The organism is Halomonas pelophila, from assembly GCF_040196315.1.
GTDB lineage: Bacteria > Pseudomonadota > Gammaproteobacteria > Pseudomonadales > Halomonadaceae > Halomonas > Halomonas pelophila.
Map to the genome: position 1 here is coordinate 13,705 of NZ_JBEGCI010000016.1, position 20,117 is coordinate 33,821.

Genomic DNA, 20,117 nt, shown 5'->3' on the forward strand with positions numbered 1-20,117 from the left:
ACCCTAAGCCTCGTTGTAAGGCAGGGGCGCTGCTTTCACCGGCATGCGACGTTTTTTAAAGTGAAGGTGAGTACAAGGGTAAGTACAGGAGGCGATCATGAAAGGAAGCTGCTTGTGCGGGGCGGTAGCCTACGAGGTAACGGCGCAGGATGGGCCGATCAGCTTCTGCCACTGCCGCACCTGCCGGAAGGCGCATGCGGCGCCCCTCGTGCCGACCGCCGGGGTCGAGAGGTCACACTTCCGCTGGCTCGCCGGGGAAGACCGGCTCTCGAGCTTCGAGTCGAGCCCCGGAAAGGTGCGGCACTTCTGCTCGGTGTGCGGTACGCATCTCGTCGCGGAGCGGGCCCAGCAGGCGCACGTCATCGTGCGGGTCGCGACGCTGGACGACGACCCCGGCGTCGGGCCCGAGGCGCATATCTGGACGTCGCACGATGTCGCCTGGCTCTCTCCCGAGGCCGTGCCCGCCCACCCGGAGTGGCCGCCGGGCAGGGCCTGAGGCCCCGAGCCTCATGCCGAACCGGGGTGGGCCGATGTGAGCAGTGCTGCCACACTCGAGGCGCCTGTCGCCAGGCGCTATCCATCGATCGAGGAGGGCACGATGAGCAACGGTCTCTATCAGCGATTGGCCTGCGACTGTGGCGCGGTCTGCCTGCTGGTCTGCGGGGCGCCGCTCGGCGGCGCCGTGGACCCGGCGGGCGAGCCCGCCACCCTCTGGCCACTGGAGGCGGTGCAGGTCGGGGAGGGCGTCGATGAGCTCGTCTCTCGCGAGGCGTCGGGCGGGGTGGGCCTGTCTTGTCGCCGCTGCGGCGAGGTGGTGGGCGTCGAGCACGCCGAGGCCGGCGTGGTGGCGCTGCCCGGGGCGGCGGATAACGCGCAGGATGCCGCGCCGCCGGCGGCCCCGTCCCGGGCGGCCCTGGAAGCCCTCGGCTATCGCTTCCCCTCAAAGGGCAACGGCTGACGACGGGGCGCGGCCTAAGTGCCGCGGCGGGTAGCCTAAGGTCTCGCGCAGCCGTTCGGCGTGGTCGGCCACCCAGGTCGGGTGGATGGGCCCCCAGTCGCGAATCACGTAGGCGCCGATGTCGTGGCGCTCGCTGGGCAGGAACTCGCCTTCGTTATCGTTATCGGGGACGTACCCCTAATGCCCGACTCGCCGCGGGCGTTTTCATGAGGGGGCCGGTCGCTACGTTTCGCCGATGGCGGCCTTTGAGACATCGCCGCTCTTAGAACAACTCATCCATCATCAGCAACAGGGCCATCACCACGGCGGCAAGGATCAGGGCGTTGCGTATCCAGCCGATTCCCCTGGCTAGGCGCGGGAGCCATGTCGCCGTGGCGGAGTCGCTCTCCATCGCGTCTGCCGTCGCCACCTGGTGGCCCTGTTGTCGATGGGTCTTCCACCAGCGGGTGAGTTCCCTGGCGCTTGCCAGCACCGCGGGCAGCCGCCTCAGGACCGCGCCCACGGCCGTCAGCAGCATGGCGAGGTAGGCCAGGACGCCGAGGCCGATGATCACGGCTTCGTCCGAACGCCAGCCCCAGGCCTCTCCAAACCCGATGACCGCCAGGACGGCTCCCAGGGCGCCCAGGGCCTCTTGGAGATGGGGGAGTAGCCCGAGCAGCAGCAGCGTTAGTCCCGTCAGGGCCATCCAGCCGCGCCGGGACGTTTCGCTCAACCACAGGCCGGCCCGGCGCAGGAGCACCCGGAACACGAAGGGGAGCGCGAGGAGGGCCGCCACGCCGAGCGCCAGGATCGCGAGGTCCCGCACCTCGTCGAGCTCGAGCCCGAGGATCAGCGGCAGGCTCACCATGCCGGCCAGGAACAGGCCGGCCCGGCTCCCCGAGGGCCAGGCGGTGCGCGTGCCATCGCGGCGGTCGCGCAGCCCGTTGCCCAGCGCCCCGAAGGCGATGACCACCACGAGGGTGCCGAGGTTGGCGCTGGCCCAGGCCAGCATCGCCCCGGCGGCCTCCACGGCGGCGGCGATGAGCATCAGGCCGGCGATGCCGCGCCATCGGTATCGCCATCCGGCCAGCAGGGCCGCCAGGGGCAGGGCCAGCGCGCTGCCGACGGGCGCGAACTGATCGACCAGGGTGGCGTGCTCCACCGAGCGCTCAACGAGAGCCTGCCAGGCCGGATATCCGCCCCACAGCGTCAGCAGCAGGGCCAGGGGGACCAGGGGCCGGCGCGGCAGTGCTCGATCCGATGCCTCCTCGAGGACGAGCAGGCGAGCGTATCGGCCGGCCAGGAAGCAGGCCGCGCCGGTCAGGAAGTCCGCCGGCGTATCCAGTCGGTAGTGCAGCCGGCTGGGGAGTTCGAGCACGGCGCCATCGAGCAGGGCGAGGGCGATCCCCGCGGCCGTTGCCAGGCCCAGGGGAGCCAGCACCGGGACGGCTGGCGCCCGGGCCCAGCCGAGCAGAAACAGCAGGAAGAAGAGCAGCGGCAGCAGACCGACGCTGACCACCACCATGACACCGCTGTCGAGCCCTTCCCGGGCCACCACCACGTGGAGCGGCAGCAGGGCGAGGACGGTGAACAAGCCCGCGCTCGGGCGGAAGGTGCGCGCCAGGTCCGGCACTGGCCAACGGGTTGCCAGCAGCGCCGCCAGGGCCAGCGAGACCAGGTAGATATCCAGTCGGGCGGGAAAGCCGCCGAGGGGGGTATAGAGGCCGACGGGCAGCAGCAGCCCGCCGACGGCGACCAGGCCCACCCCGCGCCATCCCAGGCGGTCGCCGGCCATCGCCGCCAGGGGGCTGCAGGCGAGAGCGGCGTGGAAGCTCAGGGTATCGGCCAGGCGCAGTTCGAAGGACAGCAGCAGAAAGGCGGGAAGCAGCCAGTACGGGCTCATCACGAGGGCACCTCTCATGGCCGGGTCGGCATGCCCTGGAGTGCTGTCGTAGCTCTCAGTGCCGCGGCGGGTAGCCCAGGGCCTGGCGCAGCCGGTCGGCGTGGTTGGCCACCCAGGTCGGGTCGATGGGGCCCCAGTCGCGAATCACGTAGGCGCCAATGTTGTGGCGCTCGCCGGGCAGGTGCTCGAACTCGCAGACCATGTCCAACTCGGCCAGGGCGGCGAGGGTGTCCTGGGCGGTGCGCCGGGGCATGCCGGTGGCTTCCATGATGGCCGGCACGCTGGAGGCACCGCTGACCACCAGGTGGGCCACGTAGAGGCGGCGGTAGAAGCTGGTTCGGGTCTTGCTCAGGGTCATGCGGGGCATCCTTGACGGCTTGACGTGAGTCGGGCTCGGGCGATCGACACGGCTGGGCGTGCCTCGCCTCGTTGCCTGCAGTCTAGCGGCTTGGTCGACTTCGCTGCCACGCCCCCTACTGCCGCCGAGGCCCGGCGGGCGCTTACGCAAAGGGCGAGGGCGGCGAATATCCCGGAGGCGGATTCGTGAATCGCTTGCCATGATGAAGGGTGGGACGCGACGCGATGGTCCGCTGCCATGGGATGGCCCGTCTGGAGGAATGCCCATGAGCTGGAACGTCTTCATCGTCGGCCAGGACCGCCTGGCGCAACGCATGTTGCCGCACCTTCGTCACGCCGAGCAGTATGCCTTTCATCCGCTGTTGACTCTCGACAAGGTGGTGCACGCCGAGGAGTACCCCTTCGACCGGCTGGTGGAAAGCGCCCTGGAAGAACTCCGACGATTCGACGGCCCGGTGGATGCCATCGTCGGCTACTGGGACTTTCCCACCAGCGGGCTGCTGCCGGTGCTGCGCCAGGCCCGGGGATTGCCCGGACCGTCGCTCGCGGCCTTCCTCAAGTGCGAGCACAAGTACTGGAGTCGCCTGGAGCAGGCCCGCTCGGTGCCCGACTGCGTGCCGGCCTTCCAGGCGCTGGACCCCTTCGACGAGCGTGCCGTCGAGTCGGTCGAGATCAACTACCCGTTCTGGCTCAAGCCGATCAAGGCGCATTCGTCGCACCTGGGGTTTTGCATCGAGAATGCCGACCAGCTGCGCGAGGTGTTGCCGCTCATCCGGGCGGGCATCGGGCGCTTCGGCCGACCCTTCGATGAGGTCTGTGCCCATGTCGCGCTGCCCGACGAGGTGGCGGCGGTGACCGGGCATCACTGTATCGCCGAGGCGATCATCTCGGCAGGCCGTCAGGTCACCCTGGAGGGCTATGTGCTTAACGGCGAGGTGCATCTGGTGGGCATCGTCGACAGCCTGCGCGACACCGAGCACCCTTCCGTGCTGCTGCGCTACGAGTATCCCTCCTCGCTGCCCGAGGCGCTGCAACGGCGGATGCTGGACCTCACCCGGCGCTTCATCGCCCAGATCGGCTTTGATGACGCCCCCTTCAACATCGAGTTCTTCCACGACGAGCAGAGCGACCGGCTATGGCTGCTGGAGGTCAATGCGCGCATCTCGCGCTCCCACGCGGCGCTCTTCCAGCTGGTCGACGGGGCGCCGCACCTGCAGGTGATGGTCGACGTGGCACTAGGAATGGCGCCGCGCATGCCCCACCGCGAGGGCCGCTACGGCGTGGCCGCCAAGCAGATGCTGCGAGTCTTCGACGATGGCCGGGTGAGCCGGGTGCCGAGCGAGGCGGAGATCCGCCGCGTCGAGGCGGCGTTTCCGGGCACCCTGGTGCAGCTCAACGTGGCGGAGGGCATGTGGCTGTCCGAGCTTCAGCATCAGGACTCCTTCTCTTGGGAGCTGGGCGTGCTGTTCGTCGGGGCGGACGACCGCGAGACGCTGGATGCGCGCATCGCGCAGTGCCGGCGCATGCTGCCGTTCGAGATCGAGCCGCTGTCGGACGAGGGCCGGGACGAGGCCTGAGCCGTCGCCAGCCACTACGAGAGGAGGAGGCCATGCGCATCGTCACCGACTTTCCCTATCGCGTGGAGTGCCACGATCCGGTGTGGATTCCCATGGACGACGGCGTCGAGCTCTGCGCACGCCTCTGGCTGCCGGCGGGCGCCGAATCGCGGCCGCTGCCGGCGATCCTCGAGTACATTCCCTACCGGCTGCGCGACGGCTCGGCGCGGCGCGATGCCCAGCACCATCACTACTTCGCCGGTCACGGCTACGCCTCGATCCGCGTCGATATCCGCGGCAGCGGTGATTCCGGGGGCGTGCTCACCGACGAGTACCTGGAGCAGGAACTGGTGGACGGCGAGGCGATCCTGCGCTGGCTGGCCGCCCAGCCCTGGTGCGACGGCCGGGTCGGCATGATCGGTATCTCCTGGGGCGGCTTCAACGGCCTGCAGCTGGCGGCCCGCCGGCCCCCCGAGCTCGGCGCGGTGGTCAGCGTCTGCTCCACCGACGATCGCTATGCCGACGACGTCCACTACATGGGCGGCTGCTTGCTGGGGGACAACCTCTCCTGGGCCTCGACCATGTTCGCCTACAACTCGCTGCCACCGGACCCCAGCGTGGTCGGCGATGAGTGGCGGGTGATGTGGCACCGGCGCCTCGCGGGCAGCGGGCTGTGGCTCGCGACCTGGCTCGAGCATCCGCACCGGGACGCCTACTGGCGCCACGGCTCGATCTGCGAGGATTTCTCGCGGGTAGAGGTGCCGGTGCTCGCGGTCAGCGGCTGGTCGGATGGTTACTCCAATGCCGTCAAGCGCCTGGTGGCGAGCCTGCCCGGCCTCTGCCAGGGGCTGATCGGCCCCTGGAGTCACAAGTATCCCCATCTCGGCGAGCCGGGGCCGGCCATCGGCTTCCTGCAGGAGTGCGTGCGCTGGTGGGACCAGTGGCTCAAGGGGCGCGACACCGGGGTCAAGGTGGAGCCGGCGCTCAAGGTGTGGATGCAGGACAGCATGCCGCCGACCACGCAGGTCGGCTGCCGGCCCGGGCGCTGGGTCGCCGAGCCCTGCTGGCCGTCGCCGAACATCGTGCAGGTCAAGCTGCCGCTCTCGCCCGATCGGCTGCACCTCGACGGGCATCCCGGCGAGGAGGAGCACGAACTGACCGTGCAGTCGCCGCTGACCTGCGGGCTCTTCGCCGGTAAGTGGTGCTCCTATGCCGCCGGCCCCGACCTGGCCCACGACCAGCGCCAGGAGGACGGCGGCGCCCTGACCTTCGACAGTCCGCCCCTGGAGGCACCGCTGGAGGTGATGGGGGCGGCGGTGGTGGAGCTGGAGCTGGCCGCCGATCGGCCGGTGGCTATGGTGGCGGCGCGCCTGTGTGACGTGGCTCCCGACGACAAGGCCACCCGGGTTACCTACGGCCTGCTCAACCTGACCCACCGCGAGAGCCACGCCTCGCCGAGCCCCCTGGAGCCGGGCCGCCACTACCGGGTTCGGCTGCAGCTCAACGACGTGGCCCAGGCATTTCCTCGCGGTCACCGGCTGCGGCTGTCGCTCTCCACCTCCTACTGGCCGCTGGCCTGGGCGCCGCCCGAGCCGGTACGTCTCACGCTCTTCGACCGAGGCTGCGTGTTGCACCTGCCGGTGCGTCCGCCCCGCGAGGAGGACAGCCGGCTGGCGCCGTTCGCCGCCCCCGAGGCGGCGGCGAGCATCGAGATCACGCGCCTCGAGCCCGGCCACCACAACTGGTACGTGCATCGCGACCTCGCCGAGGATCTCTCGATCCTCGAGGTGATCAACGACAACGGCCGGATCCGCCTCGAGGACTCCGGGATCGAGGTGGCGACCCGGGCGGTGGAGACCTACGCCTGCCGCGACGACGACGTCGACTCCCTGGAGGGCACGACCCACTGGGAGCGCTCTCTGGCCCGGGGCGACTGGGCGGTGCGCACCGTGACGCGCACGCGCCTCACCTCGGATGCCGAGACCTTCCGGCTGCACGCCACCCTGGACGCCTACGAGGGCGAGACGCGGGTCTTCTGCCGCAGCTGGGACCTGCGCCTGCCGCGTTCGCTGGTCTGATTGCTCAGCCGTCCTGGAACCAGCTCTTCATGACGTCGGTGATGCGGCGCATCTCGGCATCGCTGGTGATGTAGGCGGGCATGGTGTAGAGCCAGCGGCCGAAGGGGCGCAGCCAGACGCCCTGGGTGCGGGCGAAGTCGGCCACGCCCTTGAGCGTGGCGGCGTCGTGGACCTCGATCACCGCGGTGGCGCCGAGCACCCTGACATCCTCGACCTCGGGATGGGCGCGCAGCGCCTCATCGTCGACCAGGGTCTCGCGCAGCACGCCGTTGAGCGCCTGGATGCGGCCCAGGTAGTCCTCCTCCTCGAACACCGCCAGACTCTCCAGCGCCACCCGGCAGGCCAGCGGATTGCCCATGAAGGTGGGGCCGTGCATGAAGGCGTGCAGCTCGCTGTCGCCGACGAAGGCGTCGTGCACCCTGTCGGTGGCGAGCGTCGCGGCGTGGCCCAGGTAGCCGCCGGTCAGCCCCTTGGAGAGCACCATGATGTCCGGCGTCACGTCGGCGTGGTCGGCGGCGAACATCCGCCCGGTGCGCCCGAAGCCGGTGGCCACCTCGTCGAAGATCAGCAGCACGTCGAACTCCTCGCAGAGCTCGCGGGCGCCGCGCAGGTAGTGGGGTGAGGTCATGTTGAGCCCGCCGGCGGCCTGCAGCAGCGGCTCCATCAGCAGCGCGCCGATCTCCTCATGATGGGCCTCGAGCACGCCGCGCAGGGCGTCGAGGTCGGCCTGCACTTCCTCTTTACTGGCCTCGAAGGGGGCGGTGGGGGCGGGGGCGAAGTGGTGCTGGGGCAGGAAACCCGAGAAGAGCGAGTGCATGCCTTCTTCCGGGTCACACACCGCCATGCAGCCGGCGGTGTCGCCGTGATAGGCCTTCATCAGCGTCAGCATGCGATGCTTGGCCGGCTTGCCGCGCAGATAGTGGTACTGCACGGCCATCTTCATCGCCACTTCCATGCCCACCGAGCCGCTGTCGGAGAAGAACACGTGGTTCAGGCCTTCCGGCGTGACGCGAACGAGCTCCCTGGCCAGGCGGTCGGCGGGCTCGTGGGTCAGGCCGCCGAGCATCACGTGGCACAGCTCGTCGGCCTGGCGCTGGATGGCCTCGACCAGCCGCGGGTGGCGATAGCCGTGGATCATGCACCACCAGGAGCAGGTGGCGTCGAGCAGCGTCTCGCCGCTCTCCAGGGTGAAGCTCGCCCCCTCACCGCCGACCACCTTGGGGGCCGGGCGCTGGGTCTTGAGGTGGGCATAGGGGTGCCAGACGGGGGACGTCATGAGGGCCTCCGAGGAATCGGCAGAGAGTGAAGGATGGTCAAAACGTGACGGGCGCTGGACGAGTGGCGGCCGTTGGGCGCGTGCCGGGCGATGGAACAGGGCGCGGCGGGGCGCGCGAATGACGGACGCGCGACTGATGGGCACAAAACTGATGGGCACAAAAAGGTGCCGTGCTTTCTCGAGGAAAGCCGGTGCGAGAGGGAACGCAATGCTGAGCTGAGATGGTGCGGATGGGGAGACTTGAACTCCCACGCCCGAAGGCACCAGGACCTAAACCTGGCGTGTCTACCAATTCCACCACATCCGCACGGATAGGCAGGCGTGCACATTCTACGGACGCCTTCGCGCAAGTCAATCGACATCGGGCAGCACCAGGTGGTCGGCGGCCGCCGCGGCCAGCGCCTCGTGTCCCTCGGCCGCGAGCCTCGGCACCACGCCGAGGCACGGGGCATCGAGGGTGGCGTCAAGGGTCGCCAGGTTGTCGCCGTAGAGGGCATCGTCCGACGCGAAGCCAGAATCGAGGAGGTTGCCCACCCAGCCGGCCAGCCTCAGGCCGTCGGCGCGGATCGCATCGAAGGTGAGCCGGGCATGGCTGATGGCGCCGAGGCGCAGCCCCACGACGAGAATGACCGGAAGCTCCAGGCGCACCGCCAGCCCCGACAGGTCCTCGCGGTCGTTGAGCGGCACTCGCCAGCCGCCCGCCCCCTCGATCAGTGCCAGGTCGCGATCGAGGTCGAGCGGCGCCCGGACATGGTCGTCTAGCGCCTTGAGCGTCGGTGCCGCCCCGGCCCGGCGAGCGGCCAGGTGCGGGGCGATGGCGGGCGCGAAGGCGAAAGGGTTGATCGTCGCGTAGGGCAGGGCCGGTCGGGTCTGCGCCTCGAGGGCCAGGGCATCGGCATTGCGCAGCCCTTGGGCGGTCTCCTTGCAGCCGGAGGCCACGGGCTTGAGGCCCAGGGTAGTGAGGCCGCGGCGCCGGGCCAGGGCGAGCAGGCCGCTGGTCACGAGGGTCTTGCCGGCGTCGGTGTCGGTGCCGGTCACGAAGTAGGCGGGCATGTCAGGGCGAAAGCTCCAGGGTCAGCAGGCGATAGGTGACGGGCAGCCCCTCGGGCTCGCGTAGCGCTTCAAAGCGCCGCGCCGCCCGGGCCAGGTCAGCCCGCGTCAGCCGGGCACCGGGCCGCGCGACCTGGGCCCCGACGCCCTTGATCGAGGCCATGACCGCGGCGAGGTCGGGATAGTGAAAGCGCGCCGCGCGCTCGCGGCAGTCGACGCGGCGAAATCCCGCCGCTCGGGCTGCCCGGCGGTGCTCGCCGGCGTCGCGGAAGGCGAGTAGGGCGGCGGGGCGTTCCGGATGCGACCAGGCATGACTCACCTCGGCGATAGTGCCGGGGGCGAGGGTGTTGATCAGGGCGCGACCGCCGGGGCGCAGCACGCGTCGCACCTCGGCCAGCACGGCGTCGAGGTCCGGGCACCACTGGATCGCCAGGTTGGAGACCACGAGCTCCTGGCTCGCATCGGCCAGCGGCAGGGCGGCGGCATCGCCACACAGCCAGCGCACGGGGTCGCCGTGGCTCCGGCGGGCCTCATCGAGCATGCCCGGGGCGAGATCGAGCCCGATGACAAGGCAAGCCGCGCCGTAACGCTCGGCGAGGCCGGCGGCCGTCTCCCCCGGGCCGCAGCCGAGATCCAGCACCGCCTCGGCCCGCTCGGGCAGGCCCGCCAGGAGCGTCGTGGCCATGGCCCGCTGGGCGCTGGCCCGCTCGGCATACTGGGGGGCGGCCCGGGAGAAGGCGCGGGCAACGCGTCCCCGCCAGCCGGCCTGTTCCGTCGAGGGCGGCGCGGCGCGGCGAGGCGTGTCCAACGGGGGGGCGGGTAGAGCCATCATGGCGTTCTCTCCTCGGCGATGGCGGCGAGGCACTCCGCCAGGGCGAGTGGCTGGCTGAGCATCGGGCAGTGGCCCGCGTCGGCGAGGCGAACGTCGGCCGCGTCGTGGACCGAGGGCGGCAGCAGCGGGTCTTGCTCCCCCACGATGCGCCACACCGGGCAGGGCGGGGCGGCGAGGCGCGCGCTGTTGTCGATCTCGGCGAGCTGCCCGAGACCCGCGGCGAGGGTGGCCGACGAGGCGGTGGGTTCGGGGCCGAGCAGCTCGAGCAGTTGGCGATGGGCGGTTCGGGGCGAGGGCTCACCGCGCAGCTGCCAGCGCAGGAAGTGGGCTCGCGTCGCCGGTGGATCGCGTCGGAAGGCGCTGCGAAAGGTCGCGAGGTTCTCGTGCGAGACGCCGTCGGGGTGGCAGAAACGCGCGCCCATGCCGAGCAGCACCAGGCCGCGTGGGGCGGGCAGGTGATCGAGCAGGGCCGCGGCGAGCAGCCCGCCCAGCGACCAGCCCACCCAGACGGCGTCTTGCGGCAGGTCGGCGGCCATCGCCTCGGCCAGGGCGGTGAGATCCTCGGGGTCGTCCAGGGCGGGACGGGTCGCGTAGCCGGGCCAGTCGGGGGGCGTGACCTCGAAACCCGTCTCGAGCCGGTCGGGCCAGTGCGCGGCCAGCGGCTGCCAGATCCGCGCGTCGCAGCCCCAGCCGGAGAGCAGCACGAGCCGGCTCATGCGGGCACCTCCTCGGCGTGCAGCGCGGCCAGGGCCTCGAGCAGCGCCTCGAGATCCTCGTCGGCGTGTGCCGCGCTCAGGGTGATGCGCAGCCGCGCCTCGCCGCGGGGCACCGTCGGCTCGCGGATGGCGCCAACCAGGATCCCGTATTCGCGCAGCCGGGCCGCCCAGCGCATCACGCGCTCGCTGTCGCCCAGCACCAGGGGCTGGATGGGCGTGGTGGAGGGCGCGAGCGCTAGCCCGAGCCGGGCGGCCTCGGCGCGAAAGCGTGCGATCAGGGTCGCCAGGCGCGTGCGGCGTTCGGGTTCGGCCTCGAGCAGATTCAGCGCCTCGAGGGTGGCGGCGGCCACCCCGGGCGGCTGGGCGGTGGTATAGACGTAGGGACGGGCGAACTGGATCAGGTGATCGATCAGCGCCTGGCTGCCGGCCACGAAGGCGCCGGCGGAGCCCAGCGCCTTGCCCAGGGTGCCGACCAGCACCGGCACCCGCTCGGGACCAACGGCCCGGCCCGCGCAGCCGTCGCCGTGCTCGCCCAGCACGCCGAGGCCGTGGGCATCGTCGATCATCAGCCAGGCGTCGTGGCGGGCGCAGGTCGCGGCGAGCCCGGCGATATCGGCCACGTCGCCGTCCATGCTGAACACGCCGTCGCTGACCACCAGGCGGCGCCCGTCGGCCGGCGCCCGGGCGAGCAGCCGCTCGAGATCGTCCAGATCCTTATGGTGGAAGCGCCGCGAGCGGGCTCCCGACAGCCGGCCACCATCGATGAGCGAGGCGTGATTCAGGCGATCCTGGAAGAGGCGGGTCTCGCCGTCGCAGAGCGCCTGCAGGGTGCCGAGGTTGGCCATGTAGCCGGTGGAGAAGAGCAACGCCGCCGGGCGCCCGGTCAGCTCGGCCAGGCGCTGCTCCAGCGCCTCGTGAACCGCCAGGTGACCGCTGACCAGGTGCGAGGCCCCGGCCCCGGCGCCGTGGCGGCGCGCGCCCTCGGCCTGGGCCTCGGCGAGGCGCAGATCCTGCGCCAGACCCAGGTAGTCGTTGCCGGCGAAGTCGCGAAGCGGCCCGCGGGCATCGTGGGTGCGGCGCGCTCGCCAGCGGCCGCCGTCACGCTGCGCCGCGGCCCGCTCGCCGAGGTAAGTGGTCCAGGCATCCGCCATGGCGGGTCAAGCCTGGGCGGCGTCGTAGGCGAGCCGGCTGGCCGCGGTCTCCTGCGCCGCCGCGGCCTGGCGCACCGCGCTGGCCTCGAGCGCGGCCGCCAGGGCGGCCTGCTGGCCGACCTCGTCGGTGCACGTCTCGCGGCGCTCGGGATGCAGGCCCAGCCGGTCGAAGAGCGCGCGGTCCTTCTCCACCTGGGGATTGCCGGTGGTCAGCAGGGTGTCGCCGTAGAAGATCGAGTTGGCCCCGGCCAGGAAGGCCAGCGCCTGGGTGGAGTCGCTCATCTGCTCGCGGCCGGCGGAGAGGCGCACGTGGCTCTGCGGCATCAGGATGCGGGCCACGGCGATGGCGCGCACGTACTCGAGGGGATCGAGGTCCTCGACGTTTTCCAGCGGCGTGCCGGGCACCTTGACCAGCATGTTGATCGGCACCGACTCGGGATGCGGCTCGAGTTTGACCAGCTGCTGGAGCAGGGCGGCGCGGTCACGGGGCGCCTCGCCCATGCCGAGAATGCCCCCCGAGCAGACCTTCATGCCCGCCTCGCGCACGTTGCCCAGCGTCTCCAGGCGGTCGGCATAGGTGCGCGTGGTGATGATCTCGCCGTAGTAGTCCGGCGAGGTGTCGAGGTTGTGGTTGTAGTAGTCCAGGCCGGCCTCGGCCAGCCGGCTCGCCTGGTCGGTGTCGACCATGCCCAGCGTCATGCAGGTCTCGAGCCCCAGCTCCTTGACCCGGCGCACCATCTCCAGCACCACCTCGAGGTCGCGCTCCCGCGGGCTCTTCCAGGCCGCGCCCATGCAGAAGCGGCTGGCGCCGGCCTCGCGGGCGGCCCGCGCCTGCTCCACCACCTTCTCGATCTCCAGCAGCTTCTCCTTGCCCAGGCCCGTGTTGTAGTGGCCCGACTGCGGGCAGTACTTGCAGTCCTCGGGGCAGGCGCCGGTCTTGATGGAGAGCAGGGTGGAGACCTGCACGGCGTTGGCCTCGAAGTGGGCCCGGTGCACCTGTTGGGCGCGAAACAGCAGGTCGTTGAAGGGCAGGGCGAACAGCGCCTCGATCTCCTCGAGCGACCAGTCGTGGCGGACCTCGCCGTGGGTGGCTAGGGTCAGGGAGTCGGGGTGGGATTCTTGGGGCGCAGCAGGCATGGCGGGCTCGCTTATGGTCAACTTGTCGTGGATATCGAGGTTGACGGATAGCCTACGGCCTGCGGCGGGTATGTCAACCGGAAGGGCGGGTCAAGTTGACGGCTGGCTGCGCCGGGCCCTGCCCGGTCGCTGCGCCTTCTGTCTGGCGGCGTTGCCGGGAGAAGCGCCATGGTGCGCGGCCTGCTTCGCGGGGCTGCCCTGGAACCTGCCGGCCTGTGATGGCTGCGGCGAACCGCAGCCCCCGGCCCAGGCGGGGCTGCGCTGCGGGCGCTGCCTGCGTCGTCCTCCGGCGTTCGATCGGGCCAGGGTGCCGCTGCGCTACGCCGCCGAGGTGGCCGGCCTGGTGCAGCGCTTCAAGTTCGACGCCTCGCCGCGGGCCGGGAGTCTGCTGCTCGAGCTGCTGACGACGCGGCTCTCGGCGGATGCCGGGGCCTGGCCCGAGGCGCTGGTGGCCGTGCCGCTGCATCCGCGCCGCGCGCGGGAACGCGGCTTCGACCAGGCGCTGTGGCTCTCCCGGCGCCTGGCCCGGCGGCTCGGCTGCCCGCTGGTGCGCGCCCAGCGCCTGCGGGACACGCCCAGCCAGCGCGGCCTGGGCCGCGGCGAGCGTCGCCGGAACCTGCGCGCGGCCTTCTTTGTGCCGGCGACGCTGCCCGGTCGCGTGGCGCTGGTCGACGACGTCGTGACCACGGGGGCGACCCTGGAGGCGTTGGCCCTGGCCTGTCGCCGTGCCGGTGCCCGCGAGGTGGAGGCCTGGGCGGTGGCGCGCACGCCGCTTCACGACCGCTGATCCGGGCTCTGGTAAAGTGGATCCTTTGATCCTGCCGGAGCCCTTCATGGAGACCAGACCCCATCCCTTCGCCGATCTCTCGCCCGCCCGGGTCGTGGCGGCGGTGGAGTCGCTCGGCTTCTGGCTGCCCGGGGAGCCCTTTACCCTCAACAGCTACGAGAACCGGGTCTTCCTGGTGCACGACGACGAACGTCGCCGCTGGGTGGTGAAGTTCTATCGCCCCGAGCGCTGGAGCGATGCCCAGATCCGCGAGGAGCACGACTTCCTGGCCGAGCTGGCCGAGGCCGGGGTGGCCGTGGCCGCGCCCTGGCGGGACGCGGCCGGCGAGAGCCTGCACCGCGCCGAGGGCTTTCGCTTTACGCTCTTCCCGCATCTGCCGGGCCAGGCGCCGGAGCTGGAGAACCCGACCCACCTGTTCGCCCTCGGCGAGCTGATCGGCGCGGTCCATGCGGTGGGCGAGCGGGGGCACTTCACGCAGCGTCGGTCCCTGGATCTCGACGGCATGGTGCTGGAGGCCCGCGACAAGGTGCTGGCGAGCCGTTGGCTGGATCGTCGTCAGGGCCCGGCCTACCGCCGCCTCTGCGATACGCTGCATGGTCGGCTTGCCGCCGATGCCAAGGAGCTCGGCCAGATGATCCGCGTGCAGGGCGACTGTCATATCGGCAACGTGCTTGGCCGGGACGAGCACTTCGCCCTGGTCGATTTCGACGATTGCCTGATGGCGCCCGCCATCCAGGACCTGTGGATGCTATTCACCGCCCAGGAGGAGGGGGAGCGCCAGATGCAGCTCTCCGAGGTGCTCGAGGGCTACGAGCAGCACCGCGACTTCGAGCGCCGCGAGCTCGCCCTGGTGGAGCCGCTGCGCACCCTGCGCCTGCTGCGCCACAGCGCCTGGCTGGTGGATCGCTGGGAGGATCCGGCCTTCCCGCTGGCCTTCCCGTGGTTGGCCGATGCCGGTTACTGGGATGGCCACCTGCGCCTGCTGGAACAGCAGCGACAGGTGCTCGAGGCGGCGCCCCGCTGGCTGGCCTGAGGAGGTTCTGGCCTCAGGGAGTAGGGGGCTGGCCCGAGAGGAAGAGGGGCGGAGGAGAGAAGGGGTGCTGTAACGCAGGACGCACCCCGAAGGGTGCGTCCTTTAGCTAGCATGCCGCGGAAGCCTGTCGCGAAAGCTTGTCGCGACAGTGGCGATGCTCAGTCGCCGCCGGGGCCGGTCTCGGCCGGCGTCGGGGCGGCGGCGCCCTCGCCCTGGCGGCGCTGCGCGTTGATCTCGGCCGCCGGGTTGTCCTGCTGCTCGATGGCCAGGTCGCTGGCCAGGCGCAGCTGGAAGGTCTGCTGCGGGGTCAGCCGGCACTCGCCGTCCTGGCAGGCGGGAATGCCGAACTCTCCGTCGTCGCCGTAGGCGGCGGCGGAGAGTTCGCCGCTGTAGATCTCGCTCTCGCTGCCGTCGGTTTCGATGCAGGTCAGAGCGTCGGTGGTCAGGCGGATGCGCTCACCGTCGAGGCGGGCGTTGCCGACCACCACGCAGTATTCCGGCAGGGAGTGTGAGGCACTGCCGCCGGCGACCGGGTGAATGACCAGGTCGTCGCGCGCCGGCTCCTGCGCGGAGAGGGTCAGGGTGTCGATGACCTGGACGTCGAGGGTCGCATCGGTCGGCAGTTCGAGGGTGTCGCTCATGGCCAGGGTCGGCACCGCCAGGGATGCGGCCATCAGCAGAGAGGCAGGGGTCTTGATCATGTCGGGCTCTCGAGGGTGACTTGGGCGCAGCATGAAGCAGCCATAAGCCTACCACAGGCCGGTAGACCCGGCAGCCCTCGGGGGTGGGGGGGCAGCGCGACACGATGTCACTGGCCGGCTCGACGCTCCCCTGCGTCGACGGTCGTCATGCGCTAGAATATTGTGTTGCTGGACTCTCTTGTTGTACAAAGCGTTTATCCTGTATATCTTCTGTACACTATATAGCTGTGATGGCCGGGCTATCCACCATCGACACGCCGGACACCGACTCTGCCACGGGGCCTGACCATGACCGAAGAACTCGCCAACCATTACCGCCACATCATCCACGAGCTGGGCGAGAATCCCGAGCGCGAGGGCCTGCGCGACACGCCCAAGCGCGCCGCCAAGGCGATGCAGTTCCTCAACCGCGGCTACAGCCAGTCGCTCGAGGAGATCGTCAACGGGGCGGTGTTCGAGTCGGAGACCGACGAGATGGTGCTGGTCAAGGACATCGAGCTCTACTCGATGTGCGAGCACCACCTGCTGCCGTTTATCGGCAAGTGCCACATCGCCTACCTGCCCAGCGGCAAGGTGCTGGGACTCTCGAAGTTTGCCCGCATAGTCGACATGTATGCCCGGCGCATGCAGATCCAGGAGAACCTGACCCGCCAGATCGCCGAGGCGGTGCAGCAGGTCACCGAGGCCCGCGGCGTGGCGGTGGTGATCGAGGCGCGCCACCTGTGCATGATGATGCGCGGGGTGGAGAAGCAGAACTCCAGCATGACCTCCTCGGTGATGCTCGGTGCCTTCCGCGAGAAGCCGAGCACCCGCCAGGAGTTCCTCACCCTGGTCAACGGCCGCTGATTTCCCCGCAAGGAGCCTCGACATGCCGATGCACGCCCTGGACGATCAGCACTTCGACCACGACATGGCCACGATCCGTATCAAGAACCTGCGCCTGCGCACGCACATCGGCATCAAGGATGACGAGATCAGGAACCGCCAGGACGTGGTGATCAACGCGGTGATTCGCTATCGCGCCGACAAGGCCGTCGAGTTCAACCACATCGAGCAGGCCTTGAACTATCGGACCATCACCAAGGAGGTGATCGCCCTAGTCGAGGATCGTCGCTTCCTGCTGCTCGAGCGCATGACCCGCCAGGTGCTGGACCTGATCATGGGCCATCAGCAGGTGCTGACCGCCCAGGTGGAGATCGACAAGCCCCACGCGCTGCGCTTCTCCGATTCGGTGTCGATCACCCTGTCCGATTCCCGGGAGCCTCACCGCCCGCAGTGAGCCCACGGCGTTGATCGATTAAGGACCCCGGTGCTTGGTGCAGCGGGGTCTTTGCGCTTAGCATGGGGGAAAACCGACAAGAGGCCGCGTTCGCGGCAGGAGACGACCATGCAAGCCCTCAAGGAAACGCAGCTCTATTGCCCCTTCGCCTATATCGACGGCAGCTGGGTCGCCGCCGACAGCGGTGAGCAGATCGACGTGCTCAATCCGGCCACCGGCGAGCCGATGGGTAACGTGCCGCGCCTGGGGCGTGCGGAAACCGAGCGGGCCATCGATGCGGCGGACGCCGCCCTGCCCAGCTGGAAGGCGCTCACCGCCCTGGAGCGCGCCGATATCCTGATGAAGTGGCACGACCTGATGATGGAGCATCAGGACGACCTGGCCATGATCATGACCTACGAGCAGGGCAAGCCGCTCAAGGAAGCCGCGGGCGAGATCGCCTACGCGGCGAGCTTCCTGCGCTGGTTCGCCGAGGAGGCGCGGCGCATCTATGGCGACACCGTGCCGGCCGCCAAGGCCAACCAGCGAATCGTGGTCACCAAGCAGCCGGTCGGCGTGGTGGGGGCGATCACGCCCTGGAACTTCCCGGCGGCGATGATCACCCGAAAGGCCGGCGCTGCGCTGGCCGCGGGCTGCACCATCGTCGTCAAGCCGGCCAGCCAGACGCCGTTCTCCGCCACCGCCCTGGCCAAGCTCGCCGAGCGGGCCGGCGTGCCGCGCGGCGTGTTCAACGTGGTGCCCGGTCGCGCCTCGGAGATCGCCGCGGCCATGACCGAGTCGTCGCTGGTGCGCAAGATCACCTTCACCGGCTCCACCGAGGTCGGTCGCGAGCTGATGTCCCAGGCCTCCCAGCACATCCAGAAGATCTCCCTGGAGCTCGGCGGCAACGCCCCCTTCATCGTCTTCGAGGATGCCGACCTGGATGCCGCGGTGGAGGGCGCCATGGCCGCCAAGTTCCGCAATGCCGGCCAGACCTGCGTCTGCACCAACCGCTTCCTGGTCCAGTCCAGCGTGGTAAACGCCTTCTGTGAGAAGCTCGCAGTGGCCATGAACAGCGAGCTCAAGGTGGGTCACGGCACCGGTGACGGCGTCAACATCGGCCCGCTGATCGATGAAAAGGCGGTGGCCAAGGTCAGCGAGCACGTCCACGACGCCGTGGATCAGGGCGCCGAGCTGCTGCTGGGCGGCCATCCGCATCCGCTGGGCGGCAACTTCTTCTCGCCGACCCTGATCAGCTTCGCCCACGACAAGATGAAGGTGGCCCGGGAAGAGACCTTCGGCCCGCTGGCCGCGGTGTTCCCCTTCGATGACGAGGAGGAGGCCGTCCGCATGGCCAACGACACCGAATACGGCCTGGCCTCGTACTTCTATTCGCGGGACCTGGGCCGCGTCTGGCGGGTCGCCGACGCCCTGGAGTACGGCATGGTGGGCATCAACACCGGCCTGATCTCCAACGCCGCCGCGCCCTTCGGCGGGGTCAAGGCCTCTGGGCTCGGCCGCGAGGGCGGCCACCAGGGCCTCGACGAGTTCCTCGAGACCAAGTACCTCTGCTTCGATCTCGGCTAAGCGCTCGAGGCCGCGACGCCGCTGCCGCGGCGTCGCCCAAGAAAAACCCCGCCGGGCTCTGAGCCCGGCGGGGTTTTTCTTGATACAGAACGTGAGAAAATGGCGGGACGAGTTCCAGCGTTTTCCCCTTCGCTCAGTGGCGGAAGTGGCGCATGCCGGTGAACACCATGGCAATGCCGGCCTCGTTGGCGGCGTCGATCACTTCCTGGTCGCGCATGGAGCCGCCGGGCTGGATCACCGCGGCGATGCCCGCGGCGGCGGCGGCATCGATGCCGTCACGGAACGGGAAGAAAGCGTCGGACGCCATCACCGAGCCGGGCACCGAGAGGCCCTCGTCGGCGGCCTTGATGCCGGCGATCTTGGCCGAGTAGACGCGGCTCATCTGGCCGGCGCCCACGCCGATGGTCTGGCCATCCTTGGCGTAGACGATGGCGTTGGACTTGACGTACTTGGCCACCTTCCAGGCGAAGGCCAGGTCGCGCATCTCCTGCTCGGTGGGCACGCGCTCGCTGACCACGGTGAGCTCGTCGCGGCCGACCATGCCGAGGTCGCGATCCTGGACCAGCAGGCCGCCGGTGACGCGCTTGAGGTCATGGGCATGCTCGCGCTCGCCGGGCCAGTTCGCGCCGACGTCGAGCAGGCGGATGTTCTTCTTCTCAGCGACGATGCCGGCCGCCTCGTCCTCGACCCCGGGGGCGATGATCACCTCGACGAACTGGCGGTCGACGATGGCCCGCGCCGTCTCGGCGTCCAGCGCCACGTTGAAGGCGATGATGCCGCCGAAGGCGCTGGTCGGGTCGGTGGCGAAGGCCTTGTCGTAGGCCTCGCGGGCGTTGGCGCCCACCGCCACGCCGCAGGGGTTGGCGTGCTTGACGATCACGCAGGCGGTGTCGGTGAAGCCCTTGACGCACTCGAAGGCGGCATCGGTGTCGGCGACGTTGTTGAACGAGAGCGCCTTGCCGTTGAGCTGGGTGGCGGTGGCCACGCTCGCCTCGCGGGCGTCCGCCTCGACGTAGAAGGCCGCGCTCTGGTGCGGGTTCTCGCCGTAGCGCATGCCCTGCTTCTTCTCGAACTGCAGGTTGTAGGTGCGCGGGAAGCCGTCCTCGCCGCCGGGGACCCGCTGGCCGAGGTAGTCGGCGATGGCGGCGTCGTAGCCGGCGGTATGTTCGAAGGCCTTCACGGCCAGGTCGAAGCGGGTGGCATCACTCACCGCGCCTTCGCCGGAGGCGATCTCGGTCAGTACTCGAGCATAGTCGCCGGCATCCACCACGATGCTGGTGTGGGCGTGGTTCTTGGCGCAGGCGCGCACCATGGTCGGACCACCGATGTCGATGTTCTCGATGGCATCCTCGAGGGTGCAGTCCGGCTTGGCGACGGTCTGGGCGAAGGGGTAGAGGTTGACCACCACCATGTCGATGGGGTCGATGCCGTGCTCGGCCATCACGCCATCGTCCTGGCCGCGGCGGCCGAGGATGCCGCCGTGGATCGTCGGGTGCAGTGTCTTGACTCGGCCGTCCATGATCTCGGGGAACCCGGTGTGCTCGGAGACCTCGGTGACCTCGATGCCGTGCTCCTTGAGCAGGCGGAAGGTGCCGCCGGTGGAGAGCAGCGCGACGCCCTGCTCGGCGAGGCCGCGGGCGAAGTCGACGATGCCGGTCTTGTCGGAGACGCTGATCAGGGCGCGGCGGACCGCGGTGGAGGAGGCTTGGGCCATGGGAGTCACTCTCTGTCGATGGTCAGGCTGACACGGGTTGCGAT

Annotated in this window: 20 protein-coding genes and 1 tRNA gene; 9 read left to right on the plus strand and 12 right to left on the minus strand. The window is 70.1% G+C overall.

Annotated elements, in window-relative coordinates; all coding sequences use genetic code 11:
• Positions 1-97 precede the first annotated feature (97 nt).
• Complete coding sequence (locus ABE957_RS15600) at positions 98-496, plus strand: GFA family protein (protein ID WP_349759589.1); 399 nt, start codon at positions 98-100, stop codon at positions 494-496.
• Positions 497-598: 102 nt separating this feature from the next.
• Positions 599-958, plus strand: a complete 360-nt coding sequence (locus tag ABE957_RS15605; protein ID WP_349759590.1) for a hypothetical protein — start codon at positions 599-601, stop codon at positions 956-958.
• Here ABE957_RS15605 and ABE957_RS15610 read toward each other — a convergent pair.
• The 3 genes from ABE957_RS15610 to ABE957_RS15620 form a co-directional block, all read right to left on the minus strand.
• Entirely contained in the window at positions 941-1,099 is a 159-nt protein-coding gene (locus tag ABE957_RS15610) for a helix-turn-helix domain-containing protein (RefSeq protein WP_349759637.1), read from the minus strand. The genes ABE957_RS15605 and ABE957_RS15610 overlap by 18 nt on opposite strands.
• A gap of 121 nt (positions 1,100-1,220) precedes the next feature.
• Positions 1,221-2,840 carry a hypothetical protein gene (locus ABE957_RS15615; protein ID WP_349759591.1) on the minus strand — a complete coding sequence of 540 codons (1,620 nt, stop codon included), beginning with the start codon at positions 2,838-2,840 and terminating at the stop codon, positions 1,221-1,223.
• 55 nt (positions 2,841-2,895) lie between these two features.
• Positions 2,896-3,198, minus strand: a complete 303-nt coding sequence (locus ABE957_RS15620; protein WP_349759592.1) for a winged helix-turn-helix domain-containing protein — start codon at positions 3,196-3,198, stop codon at positions 2,896-2,898.
• A gap of 265 nt (positions 3,199-3,463) precedes the next feature.
• Between ABE957_RS15620 and ABE957_RS15625 the strand changes: the two genes are divergently transcribed.
• Positions 3,464-4,774 (plus strand): ATP-grasp domain-containing protein, encoded by a 1,311-nt coding sequence (locus ABE957_RS15625; RefSeq protein WP_349759593.1) that lies wholly within the window; start codon positions 3,464-3,466, stop codon positions 4,772-4,774.
• A gap of 32 nt (positions 4,775-4,806) precedes the next feature.
• Positions 4,807-6,831, plus strand: a complete 2,025-nt coding sequence (locus ABE957_RS15630; protein WP_349759594.1) for a CocE/NonD family hydrolase — start codon at positions 4,807-4,809, stop codon at positions 6,829-6,831.
• Between the two features lie 4 nt (positions 6,832-6,835).
• Here the strand turns inward: ABE957_RS15630 and bioA are convergent, their stop codons facing one another.
• The 7 genes from bioA to bioB form a co-directional block, all read right to left on the minus strand.
• Positions 6,836-8,107 carry an adenosylmethionine--8-amino-7-oxononanoate transaminase gene (bioA, locus tag ABE957_RS15635; protein WP_349759595.1) on the minus strand — a complete coding sequence of 424 codons (1,272 nt, stop codon included), beginning with the start codon at positions 8,105-8,107 and terminating at the stop codon, positions 6,836-6,838.
• 222 nt (positions 8,108-8,329) lie between these two features.
• Positions 8,330-8,414, minus strand: a tRNA-Leu gene (locus tag ABE957_RS15640).
• A gap of 44 nt (positions 8,415-8,458) precedes the next feature.
• Positions 8,459-9,160 (minus strand): dethiobiotin synthase, encoded by a 702-nt coding sequence (gene bioD, locus ABE957_RS15645; RefSeq protein ID WP_349759596.1) that lies wholly within the window; start codon positions 9,158-9,160, stop codon positions 8,459-8,461.
• A 1-nt stretch (position 9,161) separates the two neighbouring features.
• The gene (locus tag ABE957_RS15650; RefSeq protein ID WP_432765425.1) at positions 9,162-9,989 is read right to left on the minus strand and encodes a methyltransferase domain-containing protein; all 828 of its coding nucleotides are present in this window, start codon (positions 9,987-9,989) and stop codon (positions 9,162-9,164) included.
• Positions 9,986-10,705: an alpha/beta fold hydrolase gene (locus tag ABE957_RS15655; RefSeq protein WP_349759597.1), complete on the minus strand. Its 720-nt coding sequence runs from the start codon at positions 10,703-10,705 to the stop codon at positions 9,986-9,988. Before ABE957_RS15655 ends, ABE957_RS15650 begins: the two co-directional genes overlap by 4 nt.
• A complete protein-coding gene (gene bioF / locus ABE957_RS15660; protein ID WP_349759598.1) occupies positions 10,702-11,856 on the minus strand; it encodes an 8-amino-7-oxononanoate synthase in 1,155 nt (384 codons plus the stop codon). Before bioF ends, ABE957_RS15655 begins: the two co-directional genes overlap by 4 nt.
• Before the next feature lie 6 nt (positions 11,857-11,862).
• Positions 11,863-12,993, minus strand: a complete 1,131-nt coding sequence (bioB, locus tag ABE957_RS15665) for a biotin synthase BioB (RefSeq protein WP_349759599.1) — start codon at positions 12,991-12,993, stop codon at positions 11,863-11,865.
• Positions 12,994-13,063: 70 nt separating this feature from the next.
• Here bioB and ABE957_RS15670 point away from each other — a divergent pair, with 70 nt between their 5' ends.
• Positions 13,064-13,780, plus strand: coding sequence for a ComFC family protein (locus tag ABE957_RS15670; RefSeq protein ID WP_349759600.1), 717 nt, complete (start codon positions 13,064-13,066; stop codon positions 13,778-13,780).
• 46 nt (positions 13,781-13,826) lie between these two features.
• The gene (locus ABE957_RS15675; RefSeq protein WP_349759601.1) at positions 13,827-14,813 is read left to right on the plus strand and encodes a serine/threonine protein kinase; all 987 of its coding nucleotides are present in this window, start codon (positions 13,827-13,829) and stop codon (positions 14,811-14,813) included.
• Positions 14,814-14,971: 158 nt separating this feature from the next.
• Here the strand turns inward: ABE957_RS15675 and ABE957_RS15680 are convergent, their stop codons facing one another.
• Positions 14,972-15,514 carry a TraB/TrbI/VirB10 family type IV secretion system protein gene (locus tag ABE957_RS15680; RefSeq protein WP_349759602.1) on the minus strand — a complete coding sequence of 181 codons (543 nt, stop codon included), beginning with the start codon at positions 15,512-15,514 and terminating at the stop codon, positions 14,972-14,974.
• A 288-nt stretch (positions 15,515-15,802) separates the two neighbouring features.
• Here ABE957_RS15680 and folE point away from each other — a divergent pair, with 288 nt between their 5' ends.
• The 3 genes from folE (at position 15,803) to ABE957_RS15695 (ending at position 18,359) form a co-directional block, all read left to right on the plus strand.
• Positions 15,803-16,360: a GTP cyclohydrolase I FolE gene (gene folE, locus ABE957_RS15685; RefSeq protein ID WP_349759603.1), complete on the plus strand. Its 558-nt coding sequence runs from the start codon at positions 15,803-15,805 to the stop codon at positions 16,358-16,360.
• Positions 16,361-16,382: 22 nt separating this feature from the next.
• A complete protein-coding gene (gene folX / locus ABE957_RS15690; RefSeq protein ID WP_349759604.1) occupies positions 16,383-16,793 on the plus strand; it encodes a dihydroneopterin triphosphate 2'-epimerase in 411 nt (136 codons plus the stop codon).
• A 108-nt stretch (positions 16,794-16,901) separates the two neighbouring features.
• Entirely contained in the window at positions 16,902-18,359 is a 1,458-nt protein-coding gene (locus ABE957_RS15695) for an NAD-dependent succinate-semialdehyde dehydrogenase (RefSeq protein ID WP_349759605.1), read from the plus strand.
• Between the two features lie 133 nt (positions 18,360-18,492).
• On the opposite strand, the gene purH is transcribed toward ABE957_RS15695, so the two are convergent.
• Entirely contained in the window at positions 18,493-20,073 is a 1,581-nt protein-coding gene (gene purH / locus ABE957_RS15700) for a bifunctional phosphoribosylaminoimidazolecarboxamide formyltransferase/IMP cyclohydrolase (RefSeq protein ID WP_349759606.1), read from the minus strand.
• Between the last annotated feature and the right edge of the window lie 44 nt (positions 20,074-20,117).